13 protein-coding genes are annotated in these 14,821 nt (G+C 69.9%); 6 read left to right on the forward strand and 7 right to left on the reverse strand.

Annotation, left to right across the window (positions count from 1 at the left end; translation table 11 throughout):
- Positions 1–10 precede the first annotated feature (10 nt).
- Genes ACIBK4_RS24645 through ACIBK4_RS24655 form a run of 3 tightly spaced genes read left to right on the forward strand, consistent with a single transcriptional unit; the run spans position 11 to position 3,331 of the window.
- Positions 11–1,036 carry an ABC transporter substrate-binding protein gene (locus ACIBK4_RS24645; protein ID WP_398997548.1) on the forward strand — a complete coding sequence of 342 codons (1,026 nt, stop codon included), beginning with the start codon at positions 11–13 and terminating at the stop codon, positions 1,034–1,036.
- Position 1,037: 1 nt separating this feature from the next.
- Entirely contained in the window at positions 1,038–2,183 is a 1,146-nt protein-coding gene (locus ACIBK4_RS24650; RefSeq protein ID WP_398997549.1) for an LLM class flavin-dependent oxidoreductase, read from the forward strand.
- A 53-nt stretch (positions 2,184–2,236) separates the two neighbouring features.
- A complete protein-coding gene (locus ACIBK4_RS24655) occupies positions 2,237–3,331 on the forward strand; it encodes an NAD(P)-binding domain-containing protein (protein ID WP_398997551.1) in 1,095 nt (364 codons plus the stop codon).
- A 306-nt stretch (positions 3,332–3,637) separates the two neighbouring features.
- Here the strand turns inward: ACIBK4_RS24655 and mltG are convergent, their stop codons facing one another.
- Both mltG and ACIBK4_RS24665 read right to left on the reverse strand, forming a co-directional pair.
- Positions 3,638–4,480 carry an endolytic transglycosylase MltG gene (gene mltG, locus ACIBK4_RS24660; protein WP_398997554.1) on the reverse strand — a complete coding sequence of 281 codons (843 nt, stop codon included), beginning with the start codon at positions 4,478–4,480 and terminating at the stop codon, positions 3,638–3,640.
- A gap of 43 nt (positions 4,481–4,523) precedes the next feature.
- Positions 4,524–6,326: an ABC transporter ATP-binding protein gene (locus ACIBK4_RS24665; protein WP_398997556.1), complete on the reverse strand. Its 1,803-nt coding sequence runs from the start codon at positions 6,324–6,326 to the stop codon at positions 4,524–4,526.
- A gap of 130 nt (positions 6,327–6,456) precedes the next feature.
- Between ACIBK4_RS24665 and ACIBK4_RS24670 the strand changes: the two genes are divergently transcribed.
- Positions 6,457–6,975, forward strand: a complete 519-nt coding sequence (locus ACIBK4_RS24670; RefSeq protein WP_398997558.1) for a MarR family winged helix-turn-helix transcriptional regulator — start codon at positions 6,457–6,459, stop codon at positions 6,973–6,975.
- A 114-nt stretch (positions 6,976–7,089) separates the two neighbouring features.
- Here ACIBK4_RS24670 and ACIBK4_RS24675 read toward each other — a convergent pair whose 3' ends face one another.
- A complete protein-coding gene (locus tag ACIBK4_RS24675; protein ID WP_398997561.1) occupies positions 7,090–7,728 on the reverse strand; it encodes an HD domain-containing protein in 639 nt (212 codons plus the stop codon).
- Positions 7,729–7,839: 111 nt separating this feature from the next.
- On the opposite strand from ACIBK4_RS24675, the gene ACIBK4_RS24680 reads away from it, so the two are divergent.
- Positions 7,840–8,844: a GlxA family transcriptional regulator gene (locus ACIBK4_RS24680; RefSeq protein WP_398997563.1), complete on the forward strand. Its 1,005-nt coding sequence runs from the start codon at positions 7,840–7,842 to the stop codon at positions 8,842–8,844.
- 22 nt (positions 8,845–8,866) lie between these two features.
- Here the strand turns inward: ACIBK4_RS24680 and ACIBK4_RS24685 are convergent, their stop codons facing one another.
- The gene (locus tag ACIBK4_RS24685) at positions 8,867–9,562 is read right to left on the reverse strand and encodes a TetR family transcriptional regulator (RefSeq protein WP_398997565.1); all 696 of its coding nucleotides are present in this window, start codon (positions 9,560–9,562) and stop codon (positions 8,867–8,869) included.
- A gap of 59 nt (positions 9,563–9,621) precedes the next feature.
- Here ACIBK4_RS24685 and ACIBK4_RS24690 point away from each other — a divergent pair, with 59 nt between their 5' ends.
- On the forward strand, positions 9,622–10,473 hold the full coding sequence (locus ACIBK4_RS24690; RefSeq protein WP_398997567.1) for an SDR family NAD(P)-dependent oxidoreductase: 852 nt from the start codon (positions 9,622–9,624) through the stop codon (positions 10,471–10,473).
- 79 nt (positions 10,474–10,552) lie between these two features.
- On the opposite strand, the gene ACIBK4_RS24695 is transcribed toward ACIBK4_RS24690, so the two are convergent.
- The 3 genes from ACIBK4_RS24695 to ACIBK4_RS24705 all read right to left on the reverse strand — a co-directional run bounded on the left by ACIBK4_RS24695 (position 10,553) and on the right by ACIBK4_RS24705 (position 14,617).
- Positions 10,553–11,968 carry a cation:dicarboxylate symporter family transporter gene (locus ACIBK4_RS24695; protein WP_398997569.1) on the reverse strand — a complete coding sequence of 472 codons (1,416 nt, stop codon included), beginning with the start codon at positions 11,966–11,968 and terminating at the stop codon, positions 10,553–10,555.
- A gap of 173 nt (positions 11,969–12,141) precedes the next feature.
- Positions 12,142–13,845, reverse strand: a complete 1,704-nt coding sequence (locus tag ACIBK4_RS24700; protein ID WP_398997571.1) for a peptide-N4-asparagine amidase — start codon at positions 13,843–13,845, stop codon at positions 12,142–12,144.
- Positions 13,846–13,855: 10 nt separating this feature from the next.
- Positions 13,856–14,617 (reverse strand): L,D-transpeptidase family protein, encoded by a 762-nt coding sequence (locus ACIBK4_RS24705; RefSeq protein WP_398997573.1) that lies wholly within the window; start codon positions 14,615–14,617, stop codon positions 13,856–13,858.
- Positions 14,618–14,821: the final 204 nt, after the last annotated feature.

A 14,821-nucleotide genomic window follows, 5' to 3' on the forward strand; every position in this document is an offset into this window, starting at 1 on the left:
ATCATCCGTCATGCGACGAAGCCTCGTCCCCGCCGCCCTGCTGCTCCCCCTCGCCCTCCTGCTCACCGCCTGCGGCGGGAACTCGGCCGCCGAGACCTCGACGGGCACCGACGGCAAGGGCTCCCTCACGCTCAACGTCGGTGACCAGAAAGGCGGTTCGGAGGCGGTGCTGCGGGCCGCCGGTGAACTCAAGAACCTGGACTACAAGATCAAGTGGTCCACGTTCACCTCCGGCCCGCCGCTCCTGGAAGCCGTCAACGCCAAGGCCGTCGACATCGGCGGCGTCGGCAACACCCCGCCGGTGTTCGCGGCGGGCGCGGGCTCGAAGATCAAGGTAGTGGCCGCCTGGCACGGCACGTCCGAGGGCGACGCCATCCTCGTGCCGAAGGACTCCAAGCTCAGCAAGCCGCAGCAGCTCAAGGGCAAGTCCATCGCCGTGGCGCAGGGTTCGTCCGCGCACTTCCAGCTGGTCGCCTCCCTCAAGGCGGCCGGGCTCGGCATCGGCGACGTCAAGGTGAAGTACCTCCAACCGGCCGACGCGCTGGCCGCGTTCACCTCCGGCAAGATCGACGCGTGGGCGGTGTGGGACCCGTACACCTCGCAGATCCTCCAGGCCAAGCAGGGCCGCGTCCTCACCACCGGACAGGGCGTGACCAACGGCCTCACCTTCCAGGTGGCGGCGCCCGGCGCGCTGGCGGACAAGAAGAAGGCCGCCGCCATCAAGGACTACCTCGACCGGCTGCGCCGCGCCCAGACCTGGGTGTTCTCGCATCAGGAGGAGTGGGCCAAGGTGTGGTCGAAGGACACCGGGCTGCCGTACGAGGTGGCGCTGGCCTCGGTGAAGCGGACCAACTCCACCCGGGTCTCGGTCGCCGTCGACAAGCCGCTCATCGCCTCCGAGCAGCGGATCGCCGACACCTTCACCCAACTCAAGCTGATCCCAAGGAAGGTGGACTTCGCCGACTTCGTGGACACGCGCTACAACGGCACCCTGCCGGCCTCGACCTCCGCCCCGCGCACCACGGGAGGTTCGTGACATGAGCGTGCACCTGCACTGGTTCCTGCCGACCGGCGGCGACGGCCGTACGCTCGTCGACCGGCACGCCTACGGCCCCAACCGCGCGGGCGCGGTCCGCGGGGTGCGTCCGCCGGACATCGAGTACCTCGCCCAAATCGCCAAGGCCGCCGAGCAGTTGGGCTTCGAGGCGGTGCTCACGCCGACCGGCACGTGGTGCGAGGACGCCTGGCTGACGACTGTCGCGCTCGCACAGCACACCGAACGGCTGAAGTTCCTGGTGGCGTTCCGGCCCGGAGTGATCTCGCCGACGCTCGCCGCGCAGATGGCGGCGACCTATCAACGCCTCACGCGAGGGCGGCTGTTGCTCAACGTCGTCACCGGCGGCGACTCCGCCGAGCAGCGCCGCTTCGGCGACCATCTCGGCCACGATCAGCGGTACGCGCGTACGGACGAGTTCCTGTCGGTCGTACGAGGGGTGTGGCGCGGGGAGCCGTACGACTTCGACGGTCTCCACTACCAGGTCGAGGGCGGGCTGACGGCGCTGCCGCCCGATCCGGTGCCGCAGGTGTTCTTCGGCGGGTCGTCGGCGGCGGCCGGACCGGTGGCCGCCCGGCATGCGGACGTGTATCTCACCTGGGGAGAACCGCCGGCGCAGGTCAAGGAGAAGATCGACTGGATCCGCGGGCTCGCCGAGCGGGAGGGGCGGGACGTGCGGTTCGGGGTACGGCTGCACACCATCTCGCGGGACTCGTCGGCGGAGGCGTGGGCGACCGCGAACCGGCTGCTCGACGACCTCGACGCGGACACGATCGCGGCCGCGCAGACGGCACTCGGGCGCAGTGAATCGGTGGGCCAGCAGCGGATGTTGGCCCTGCACGGCGGTTCGCGGGCCGACCTGGAGATCCACCCGAACCTGTGGGCGGGCGTCGGTCTCGTCCGGGGTGGCGCGGGCACGGCGCTCGTAGGCAGTCATGCCGAGGTGGCCGACCTGATCGAGGAGTACCACGCGCTGGGCGTCGAGCACTTCGTGCTGTCCGGGTATCCGCATCTGGAGGAGGCGTACTGGTTCGGGGAGGGCGTGATTCCCGAGCTGGCGGCGCGCGGGCTGGTCGAGGGGAGGACGACGAAGGCCGGTCTGCCGTTGCTCGTGAGCGGCGGGCGCTGAACGGGCGCCAAGCGGGCGGGAAGATCGGCGACCCCGGTGCTGTTCGTACAAACGTGAACAACACGCGTGAGGTCGACGTGGTCGTCATAGGCGCCGGGCAGGCTGGACTGGCCGGCGCCTATCACCTGCGGCGCACCGGATTCGAGCCGGAGCGCGACTTCGTGGTCCTGGACCACGCGCCCGCGCCGGGCGGCGCCTGGCAGTTCCGGTGGCCGTCGTTGACGTACGGCAAGGTGCACGGGATGCACGCGCTGCCGGGCATGGAACTCACGGACGCCGACCCGGCCCGCCCGTCCGCCGAGGTGATCGCCGAGTACTTCGCGGCGTATGAGCGCGCCTTCGACCTGCGGGTGCGGCGGCCGGTGGATGTGAGGGCGGTGCGGGAGGGCGTGGACGGGCGGCTGCTCGTCGAGACGTCGGACGGGGCGGAGGGGTCGGACGTTACGTGGTCGACGCGGGCGCTGATCAATGCGACCGGGACGTGGGACCGACCGTTCTGGCCGCGCTATCCGGGTCAAGAGACCTTCCGGGGGCGGCAGTTGCACACCGCGCAGTACCCGGGGCCGGAGGAGTTCGCCGGGTTGCGGGTGGTCGTGGTGGGCGGGGGCGCGTCGGGCACGCAGCATCTGATGGAGCTGGCCCCGTACGCGGCCGCGACCACCTGGGTGACCCGGCGTCCGCCCGTGTTCCGCGACGAGCCCTTCACCGAGGACGTGGGCCGGGCGGCCGTCGCGCTGGTGGAGGAGCGGGTGCGGCAGGGGCTGCCCCCGAAGAGTGTCGTCTCCGTGACCGGGCTGCCGTTGAACGACGCGATCCGGCAGGCGATCGCCGACGGCGTCCTGGACCGCCAGCCGATGTTCGACCGGATCACACCGGATGGGGTGGCCTGGGACGACGGTCGCCATGTGGACGCCGATGTCATCCTGTGGGCAACCGGGTTCCGGCCCGCGATCGACCACCTGGCACCACTGAAGCTGCGCGGCCCGGGTGGCGGCATCCGCCTCGATGGAACCCGTGTGGTCGCGGACCCACGCGTGCACCTGGTCGGCTACGGCCCGTCGGCAAGCACCATCGGCGCGAACCGGGCGGGGCGTGCGGCTGTGCGGGACATCAGGCGATTGCTGGCCGGGGAGCCGGTGACGGTCTGAGGTTGTTCTGGCGGGATCGCGTCCTGGGCGGACGGAGGGCGCCGCATCGGGTGCACGCGCGACTGGACAGTACCGGCCGACCAACGGCCTTTTAAGGGGCGCGGGGAACTGCGCGCCCAGCCACAACGAACCCGCACCCGCCAACGAAACACAAGTCACCCACCCCGAAACGCGCACACGAGCCTGGCACCGCCCCGCCCCGCCCACCGAACAGACCGCCCGCGGCCAACTCCGCGCACTCCCGCGACACATCAGGCGGCGCGCCGGCCGAAACACCGAGCGCCGCCCCACCTCGCCCCGCCCGATTCACTTCGTGGGCGACGCGCCACTCTTCTGGGCCGCGTTGAACTCCGCGACGTTCCGCTGGTGTTCCTCATACGTGGCCGCGAAGCGCGTGTCGCCGGGCTTGACCGTGACGAAGTAGAGCCAGTCGCCCGGGGGCGGGTTGATCGCGGCGCGCATCGCGTCCTCGCCCGGGTTGTCGATCGGGGTGGGCGGCAGGCCCATGCGCTGGTAGGAGTTGTAGGGGCTGTCGAGCCGGGTGTCGCTGCTGGTGGTCTTCAACGTGGCGCGGTTCAGCGCGTAGTTGATGGTGGAGTCCATCTGCAGCGGCATACCGCGCTCCAGGCGGTTGAAGATGACCCGGGCCACCTTCCCCATGTCCGCCTTGGAGGCCGCCTCGGCCTGCACGATGCTCGCGATGGTGACCGCCTGATAGACGTTCATCGCGTTGCGCTGGGCGCCGGCGGCAACCGGGGCGCCGTTGAACTTCTTGTTCGCGGTGTTGACCATGAACGACAGCAGCGACGCGGGCGTCGACTTCTTCTCCAGCGGATACGTCGCCGGGAAGAGATAGCCCTCGGGGTTGCCCTCCGCGTCGTTCGGCAGCTTCAGGCCGGCTTTCGCGATCGACTTCTTCGTGGTCCCGACCGGCAGCGCGAGGACCTTGTCCACCGCTTCGTAGATCTGGCCCGAGCGCCAGCCCTCCGGGATCACCAAGGACGTGGGGCGTGTGTCCCCCTCGCTCTCCAGGCTCAGCAGCGGCACCGCCACGGCGGTACCGGCCACGACGGCCCCCGTCGCGATGAGGGCGACCCGGCCCCTGCGGGTCAGTCGAATCGTGCTCCGTGGCGGAGTGTTCATCTGCATGCGGGCACGGTAACCCGCATATCGCCACAAACCCGGCATATCTTCAGCTTGTCGGTTCCAGTTGGGCATCCCGGCGTACGAGCGCCGCGTACCGCCCGTCCTGATCGAGCAGTTCCTCGTGCGTGCCCCGCTCCGCGACGTGCCCGGAGTCGAGGACCACTATCTGGTCGGCACTCCGGATGGTGGACAGCCGGTGGGCGATGGTGAGCGTCGTGCGGTTGGCCGACAGGGCGTCGATGGCGTCCTGGACGGCGGCTTCGGTGCGGTTGTCCAGCGCGCTGGTCGCCTCGTCCAGGATGAGGACCGGCGGGTCGCGCAGGATGGTGCGGGCGATGGCCAGGCGCTGCTTCTCGCCGCCGGAGAACCGGTGGCCGCGCTCGCCGACGACCGTGTCGTACCCGTCGGGCAGGCCCGCGATGTGCTCGTGGATCTGCGCCGCGCGCGCCGCCGTGTACAGCTCCTCGTCGGTGGCGTCCGGCTTCGCGAAGCGGAGGTTGTCGGCGACCGTCGCATGGAAGAGGTACGTCTCCTGGGAGACGACGCCGACGGCACGCGCGAGCGTGTCGAAGTCCAGGTCGCGGACGTCGACCCCGTCGAGGGTGACCCGGCCGCCGGTCACGTCGTAGAGCCGGGGCACGAGATAGCCGAGGGTCGACTTTCCGGCGCCGGTCGGGCCGACGATCGCGAGGCTGTTGCCTGCCGGGACGGTGATGTCGATGCCGTCAAGGATCGGGCCGCTTTTGTCGTCGTAGTGGAACTCGACGTCCTCGAAGGCGACTTCGCCCTTGATGGTGTCGAGGTGGACCGGGTTCTCGCGCTCGGTGATGTCGATCGGCAGGTCGAGGTACTCGAAGATGCGGGCGAAGAGCGCCAGCGAGGTCTGGATCTGGACGCCGGTCGACAACAGGCTGACGGCCGGGCGGAACAGGCCCTGCTGGAGCGAGACGAACGCGACGATCGTGCCGATCGAGACGTCCGGGCCGCCCATCTGGAGGGCGATGCCTGCGGTCCAGTAGATGACGGCGGGCATCGCGGCCATGACGATCGAGATGACGGCCATGCGCCAGCGCCCTGCCATGTTCGACCGGACTTCGAGGTCGACCAAACCCTCGGACTCCTCGGAGAAGGACCGGGTGAGAGAGTCGGAACGGCCCATGGTGCGACCGAGCAGGATGCCGCTGACGGACAGCGACTCGGTGACCGTGGCGGCCATCTCGGCCATCTGCCGCTGGCGCTGGGTGGCGATCTTCTTTCGTTCGTTGCCGACGCGGCGGCTGATCCACACGAAGACCGGGAGCAGCAGCAGCGAGACGACGGTGAGCCGCCAGTCCAGGGCGATCATCGCGATGATCGTGGCGACCACGCTGGTGAGGTTCGAGACCAGGGAGGTGGCCGTGGAGGTGACGGTGGCCTGCATGCCGCCGATGTCGTTGGCTATGCGGGACTGGACCTCGCCGGTCCGGGTCCGGGTGAAGAAGGCGAGCGACATGCGCTGCAGCCGGCCGTAGACCGCTGTGCGCAGGTCGTGCATGACGCGCTGGCCGACCGTCGTGGAGATCAGGGTCTGCAGCACGCCGAAGATGCTGGTCAGGACGGCGCTCAGGATCATGCCGAGCGCGAGCAGGCTCAACAGGCCCGTGCGGCCCTGTGGGATGGCGGTGTCGAGCGTCGCCTTCAGCAGGAACGGGGTCGCCACGGTGACCAGGGACGCGGCACCGACCAGGAGGCCGACGACCGCGAGCCGGCCACGGTAGGGCTTGAAGAGCTTGAGGATGCGGCGCACCTGCCGAGGCTGGTCGGTCGAGGTGCCGGGGGACGGTGTCCAGTTGATGTCGTCGCGGGGCATGGTCTCCTACGGATGGTGAGGCGATCAGGACGGGTCGAGCGCTCACAGCTCGTGGAGCGATGAGACTCGATGGAGCATAGCTCATTGTTACCTATACTCACAATGAACCAGGTCCTGATATTGTTCCCGTATGACCACCCCCGATTCCGACGGCCTGCTCGCGGAGCAGTTGCTGCGGCTCACCCGCCGGGTGCACCGCATCCAGAAGCGCCATCTGGAGCAGCGCGACCTCGGCATCACCCCCGCCCAGTCCCGGCTGCTGCGCACCCTCGCCCACTTCGACTCCCCACCGCGCATGGCCGACCTCGCCGAGCGCCTCGAGGTGGTGCCGCGTGCCGTGACGACGCTGGTCGACGGCCTGGAGACGAGCGGCAAGGTGCGGCGCGTGCCCGATCCGTCCAACCGGCGGGTCATCCGGATCGAGATCACCGACGACGGCCGCAAGGCGCTGAGCGAGCTGCGGGGCGCGCGACGGGGGGCGGCGGACGAGATCCTGGCGCCGCTCACGGATGTGGAGCGCGAGGTGTTGCGGGCGTTGCTGGACACGTTGGTGGACGGGGCGCCCGGTGCGCATGAAGGGCATGACGCCCACGGGGCGCACGAGGGGCATGGGGCGCACGAGGGACATGGGCACGGGCGGTCCTGCTGACCTGCTGGCCCGCTGCCCGGTCACCCGCGCCCCGTTCACCCGTCGACCCGCTGTCCGCTGTCCGCTGCCGCGCTGACCCACTGACCCGGGCCGCCGCCGAAGGCCGGGCTCGCGTCACTCCGCCCAGTTCGAGGCCTTGATGCGCTCGACGAAGTCGCCGCGCACGAAGCCCGGCACGAAGTGCTCCAGCACATCCGCCTTGATGTTGCCGAACGTGGTCTCGGGGCGGTCCTTGATGCCCTCGGTGAAGGCGGCGAGGATCCCGTTCTTGAAGTCGGGGCGGGGGTGCGCCGCCACGACGGCCGCGCGCTGCTCGGCGGAGACGGCGTCGTAGCCGATGCCCACGACGTCGAGCCCCACGCCCCGGTTGACCAGGGCGATCTCGGCCGACATGTGCAAGGGGATCTCCTGCGTGGTGTGCAGGGCGCTGCTCGCCCAGACCCGGTCGGCCGGCTCACCGGTGATGCCGTGGGTGTGCAGGAACCGGCGGGCCTCGTCCGCGCCGTCGATCTCGAAGCGCTGGTCGGTGCGGCGGAACTTCTCGGTGAGCCCGAGGTCGTGGAACATCGCGGCCACGTAGAGCAGTTCGGGGTCGTAGTCGAGCCCCTGCTCCCGGCCGCGCAGGGCGCCCCACAGGAACACCCGCCGGGAGTGGTCGAACAGCAACGGCGACGCGGCCTCGCGCACCAGCTCGGTCGCCTCCCGCGCCAGGGCGGTGTCCGGGATCTCCACGCCTGCGATCACTTCACTCATCGTTCTTGCCTCTCCTCGATGCCGTGCGACTCGATGTCCTGTGCCTCCAGGTTCGTCGGCGGCGTACGCTGGGGCCATGTCCTCACAGCCAGGAAAACCACAGATTCGGACATGGCTTCAGACGCGGCTCCAGACCTGGCTTCCGGCATGACGCACCGGGTCGGATTCCTCGTCTTCGACGGCGTGACCATGCTCGACGTCAGCGGCCCCGCCGAGGTACTGCACCAGTCGGGCAAGCTCGGCCACCCCTACGAACTGGTGCTGGCCTCACCCCAGGGCGGCACGGTGACCGCGTCCAACGGGTTGACGCTGACCGGCACGGTGACCGCGACCGACGCCGGACCGGTCGACACGGTCATGGTCGCCGGGAGCGACCGGCTGGCCCAACAGCCCGCCGAGGAAGGGCTGTTGACCGCGACCCGCACCCTCACCGATCACGCCACCCGGGTCACGTCCGTCTGCACGGGCGCCTTCGTCCTCGCCCAACTCGGCCTGCTGGACGGCCGGTCGGCCACGACCCACTGGCGGCACGCCGAGACACTGGCCCGCCGCCACCCCCTCGTACGCGTCGAACCGGACGCCATCCACGTCCGCGACGGGCGCTTCGTCACCTCGGCCGGCATCAGCGCCGGCATCGACCTGGCACTCGCCCTCGTCGAGGACGACCACGGCGCGGAGGTGGCCCGGGACATCGCGCGCGAACTGGTCGTCTTCATGCAACGCCCGGGCGGCCAGTCGCAGTTCAGCGCCGCGACCGCCACCCCGCCGCCGCGCACGGATCCGCTACGGTCGCTGATCGCCTCGGTGTTCGCCGACCCGGCCGCCGACCACAGCCTGCCCGCCATGGCGGCGACCGTGGCCGTCAGCCCCCGCCACCTGACCCGGCTCTTCCGCACCGAACTCGGCACCACGCCCGCCCGTTGGGTCGAGCGCGTCCGCCTCGACCGAGCCCGGCACCTCCTCCTCGAAGGACACAGCGTCACCTCCGCGGCACACCACAGCGGCCTGGGCACCGACGAGACCCTCCGCCGCGCCTTCGCCCGCCACTTGGACACGACACCGACGCACTATCGGAGCCGGTTCGCCAGCACGCGCGGCCAGACGACTGCGCCGTGAGCCATGACCTACGGGCTTCAACTCACGCTTGCGCGGAAGGCAGGGTTGGCGTCGCGGTAGCGCGCAGCCCTGCCAGCAACGCGGTCAGGATGCGCGTCAGTTGGGGTTCGACGTCGACCAGCGCGTGCGCCAACTCGGGGTGGCTTTCGTAGAGCGTTCGGAGGCGGGTGCCGGGGGCGGCCATCTGCAGCAGCGCCCCGGCCATGCTCGTCGCCGTGGCGATCACGTCGATCGCCGAGCGCTCGGAGATCGCGAGGATGCGGCACAACTCGGTTGCCACGGACGCGACTTCGCCGAGGACAACCGTCTTGAACTCGTACACCGAGTCGAGTGAGACGTTGCGCTCCAGGTTCAACGGCGCCTGGGCCAACAGGTCGCAGAAGAACGGCCGCGCGACGAGCGACCGCGCGACGACGGCGGCGACCGCGTCGACGTCGGTGCCGGAGTCCCCGTCGGTGAGTTCGCCCAACCGCGCGCGGAGCTCCGCCGACCAGTCCTCCCAGCCTTCGGCGGTCAGCGCCAGGAAGATCTGCTCGCGGGTCTCGAAGTACCGCAGCATCGCGGACTTGTGCATGCCCACGGCGGCGGCGATGTCCGTGAGCGTGACCTCGCGCACGCTGCGTTCGGTGCCGAGCGTTCGCGCGGCGTCGAGGATCGCCCTCTCACGCTGCTGTTTGGCGGCCGCACTGCGGGCGCGTTGGGGACCGGGCGTGCTCATGACCCAGAGCATAGCGCAACCGTGTTGCACTAATAACGAAACAGTATTTTGCTAGAGGTATGACTCAGACATGGTTCATCACCGGCTCGTCCCGCGGCTTCGGCCGCAACCTCACCGTCGCGGCCCTGGAGGCCGGCGACCGGGTCGTCGCCACGGCACGCAACCCGGAGCAGTTGGACGACCTCGTGGAGAAGTACGGCGACCGCGTACTCCCCGTGGCACTCGACGTCACCGACCGGACGGCAGCAACGGCCGCACTACAGGCTGGAGTCGACCGCTTCGGCGGGATCGACGTGGTCGTCAACAACGCCGGGTACGCCAACCTCTCCCCGGTCGAGACGACCCCCGAGGACGACTTCCGCCGACAGTTCGACACCAACTTCTGGGGCGTCTACAACGTCTCGACGGCCGCGATCCCGTTCCTGAGGGCGCGGGGCGCGGGCACGGTCGTACAGTTCTCGTCCATCGGCGGCCGGGTCGGCGGGAATCCCGGGCTCGGGTCGTACCAGGCGGCGAAGTTCGCGGTCGACGGCTTCACGCGCGTGCTCGCGGCCGAGACCGCGCCGTTCGGCATCAGGTACCTCGTCGTGGAACCGGGCGGGTTCGCGACCGACTGGGCCGGCTCCTCGATGCGGATCCCGGACGTGGCACCGGAGTACGACGAGACCGTCGGCGCGATGATCCGCCTCTTCGACGGTCCGGTGGTCGCCGCGGGCGACCCGAAGCGCGCCGGGGAGATCCTGGTCCGCATCGTCAAGCAGCCGAACCTCCCCTCCCACCTCGTCCTGGGCGCCGGCGCCGTAGAAATGGCGCAGAACTACTCACGCGACCAGATAGCCGAGGCAGCCACCTGGGAGCCGGTGAGCCGCTCGGCCGACTTCGACCAGGACTACCCGGTCGACCTCCCGTAGCCAAAGACAACGGGCCGCGACTCCCCCACCGTAGAGATGAAGCAGGAGCCGCAGCCCGCGAAGACGAACCGACGCGACCTCAACTGGCCTCGGGGGCAGTCTCCTTGACGCGCTGCGCGGGAATCTCCGCGTCTTCCGACACGGCTTCTTCCACGGCCTCTTCCGGTACAGCTGCTTCTTCGTCCAGGTCTTCTTCTACGACCGCGATCTCGCCGTCGAGGACCCTCTTGGCCTTCTCGATGTCCAGGGCGCCCTCCCAGCGGGAGACGGCGAAGACGGCGACGCAGTTGCCGAGGAGGTTGGTGACGACGCGCATCGAGTCCATGATGCGGTCGACGCCGAGGAGCAGGGCGACCGCGCCGGCCGGGATCGCACCCAGCGAGGAGGCGGTCGCGGACAGGGCGAGGAAGGCCGAACCAGGGATGCCGGCCATACCCTTGCTGGTGAGCATGAGCACCAGGATCACGGTGATCTGCTGGCCGAGGCCGAGGTCGACGCCGACGGCCTGGGCGATGAACAGCGTGCCGATGGAGAGGTAGAGGGAGGCGCCGTCGAGGTTGAAGGAGTAGCCGGTGGGCAGCACCAGGCCGACCGCGTCGTCCCGGGCGCCGGCCTTGCGCAGCTTCTGCATCACGCGCGGCATGACGGACTCGGTGGAGGCGGTGCCGAGCGCGAGGAGCATCTCCTCGCGGATGTAGCGGAGGAACTTCCAGAGGCTGAGCCCGGTGACCATGCGCAGGGCGACGGCGAGCACCACGAGGAAGAGCGCGGCGGCGACGTAGCAGAGGATGATCAGCTTGGCGTAGGTCTTCATGACGCCGAGCCCGTACTGGCCGACCAGGACGGCCATCGCGCCGAACACGGCGAGCGGGGCGAGTCGCATGACGAAGCCGACGATCGCGAAGATGATCTCCTGCGCCTGCTCGATCGCGGGGAGGACCTGCGGCACCTTGGTGTGGCCGAGGTGGAGCAGCGCGGCGCCCACCAGGCAGGCCAGGATGAGGACTTGGAGGAGCGAGTTCTCGGCGAAGGCGCCGATGAAGCTGGTGGGGAGCGCGTTGACGATGAACTCGGTCGTCGAGGGCAGCGCGGCGCCGCCCGTCTTCGCGTCCACCGCCGAGGTGTTGAGCGTCGACGGGTCGACGTGCATCCCGGAACCGGGCTGGACGACGTTGGCGAGGACAAGGCCGATGATCAGCGCCGCGGTGCTGGCGACCTCGAACCAGATCAGCGCCTTGAGGCCGATGCGGCCGAAGGCCTTGAGGTCACCGGCCTTGGCGATGCCGACGACGACCACGCAGAACACGAGCGGCGAGATGATCGTCTTGATGAGCCGGGTGAATCCGTCGCCGAGGGGCTGAAGGTCCGTGGCCACGTCGGGCCACAGCTTTCCGACGAGGATGCCGAGGACGAGCGCGCAGGCGACCTGCGCGAAGAGTGAGGTACGCAGTATGCGTGCGACGCGTCGCGGCAGGGGCGGGACGGACGGCGGCACGGGCACTCCTTGAGGGGGACGGTCGTTCGCGGGAGTCGATGGGGGGCGACTTCTGCGATACGGAAAGCGGCTTCCGAGTGGACACTTTGAAGCCGTTGTTGATCGCCCGGAAAACCTCCGTGTGACGGCCGTGTAAATCACGCATCTGAGTGACGCATCGCACGCGTACCAGGTCAGCAGCCGCTGCGGTCCTCGGTGAGCACCCCCTGCGCGGTCGCCAGCGAGCGGTCGTAGCAGCCGCCCGAGCCGTACAGCCGGTAGCGCTCACTCGACGTCCCGACCGCGCGCCGCTGGTCGCGGGGCACGTTCAGGGTGTACGTCGCGTCTCCGCTGTAGGTGTCGTCGAGCCGCGACCACCCGGTCCGCCGCCCGCCCCGCGTGTCGACGACCGCCGCCCGGTCGCCCAGCGTGAGTACGGTCCGCAGCCGGTCGTCCGTCCCGATCGTCGTCGCGCCGTTCATCGTGTACGTCCGGTGCGTGGCCGTCGTCCGGGCCGGTCCCCGCCCGTCCACGGTCACCGACTCGTCGTCCGTCCAGGTCGCGTCGAGCCCGTCCATGTTCTCGCCGTCGATCCAGCGGTGCACGGAGGTGTTCGCGAGCGTCCGGTCGACGCTGGTCCGCACCCGGCCGTGCGAGGTGTCGACATACCCGGCCGTGGTCAGCCGGTGGCCCGCGTCGGTGTCCACGCGCTCCTCCGAACCGGGCGTGTACACCGAGGAGTTGGCGAGCTCGCCGGCCTTGTCGAGGGTGAGCTTCCCGGTGACGTGGGCGCGCTGCGCGTCCTGCCAGACGAGCACGTTCACCGGCGCGCTCCACCCGCTCTGCCCCTCGGGCACGCCCACGACGGAGACGTCGACGCGGTGCGGGCGACCGTCGTTGAGCAGCCCGGCGAAGGGTGTCAGGTCGTATTCGATCGGCTTGACGTCGAAGGCGCGCGGGCCGGGAATGACGTACCAGAGGAAGGGGTCGGACCAGCCGCCGGTCCACACGTTCGGGAACGGGGCCGCGATTCCCGCGAGTTGGCCGTCGACCTTGATCTGCACCTCGCGGTAGGGGCCCTTGTCGGCCTGGCAGGAGTACGGCGCCGAGCCGGGCACCGCGAGATACCAGAACTCCTCGCAGCCGCCGCCGGATCCGGTGGCGTAGACCTCGGCGACGATGCGTTCGGTGTTGCGCGGGGTGGTGAGGGTCGAGTCGGCGGCGAGGGTGAGGACGCGGTCGGGGGTCTGCGCCGCCGCCGGTCTGCCCTCGTAGAACGTCAGCGTGGCCTTGACGCCGATGACGCCGGTGTACGTGTCGTCGACGACGTTGCCGATGAGCATCTCGACGTCCTGGGCGCTGCGGAAGGTGGCGCTGTAGCGCGTGACGTCCTTCTCGACCGACCACTTGATGCCGTCGGGCGAGGGTTCCGGTGTGGAGGTACGGAGGATCTCGACTCCGCCGACGTGCAGATAGCCGAGTCGGTCGTACTGCCGTCCGGCGACCGTTCCGTCCAGTCTCAGGACGACCTTGCTCCAGTGGTCACCGCAGGCCTTGGGCGGTGTGTAAGTGCCCTTGTACGGGGTGAAGTCGCGGAACTCGGTGTCGGCGAGGGTGACTTGGCAGGACTTCGTCGCGGGTTTGGCGATGGGCGGGGCGGCGGTGAGGGGGTCGTGCCAGTCGGTGCCGAACTCGGCGGGGACGTCGGCGACTTGGGGTTTCGCGGCGGCTGTCTGCGCTGCCGAGGCGGCCAAGTGGGCTTGCGCGGCGGGCACTTGGGCCTGATCGGCGGGCAGTTGGGCTTTCGCTTCGGCCGCTTGGGCGGGGCTCGCTCCGAGGAGGGCGCTCGCCAGGAGGGTCGCCCCGGCGAGCATGGACATGACTATCCGGCTTCTCATGGGCGGTGTTCTACCCCTTGAGGTCCACCCTGTCCCCCATCAGCACCACGGGATGCCGGTTCGGGTCGAGCGTGCGCAGCAGGTACTCCATCGCCTCCTTGGGCAGGCTGACGCAGGCCGACGTACCGCTGCCGTGGTCCAGGTGCAGCCAGATCCCGCCACCCTTGTCCTCGCCCTCGGGCTGCTCCGCGTCGTCGGGCGGGGTGCCGGGGACGCGGTTGTAGTCGATGGCGATGACGTAGTCGAAGTCGTGCCAGTGGGACTCGTCCCAGTCGCGCGGCGCCTCGTACGACTCGTCCTGGGAGTACGGGAGTGCCGTGCCCGGGTCGTCGAGGACACCACCCGCGGCGGTCAGCGTGAACACGCCGACGGGGCTGCGTTTGTCGCCGAGGTGGTGGTCGGTGGTCCAGCCCAGCTTGCCGTTGTGCGCGGACCAACTGGCGGTCCGGGCCCAGGTGTTGCCGTTCTTGGTGAACAGGACGGCGGTGGAGTCCGGGGAGTCCTTGCCGTCGCCGTAGACCGTGAGGACCTGGCTCGTGTCGGTGGGGATGGCGCGCTGGAGCCGCTCGCCCACGTCCGGGATGCGGGTCGGGTCCGGGGCAGCGGTGGTGACGGCCGGTCTCGGGTGGGTCGCCTGTGCGCCGGGTCTCCCTTCCGTGCCGCCGGGGTGTCCGGTGTGCGCGCTGCCGCACGCGGACAGGGTCGTCATCGTCAGGAGGGAACCGAGAGCCGCCATTGCGACCGTCGCACGCCGTGTGCCGCCACTCTGCATCGGGCCATGGTCACATCGCATTCGGCGGCATAGCGTGAGGTCACGGACATCTCGCCCCTGATGGGTGAACGCCGGTTTTGACCCCCGGCGGGGAAAACCGCTTGCTTCCGACCACGCTGCGACGCGAACCTTTCACGGTTTGTTGCCGTACTCCGTTCGCGGTTCGTCGCCGCGCTCCGCGGTTCCTTCCTCCCCCTTCCCGCC

Origin of the sequence: Streptomyces sp. NPDC050528, assembly GCF_044457795.1 — a bacterium.
GTDB lineage: Bacteria > Actinomycetota > Actinomycetes > Streptomycetales > Streptomycetaceae > Streptomyces.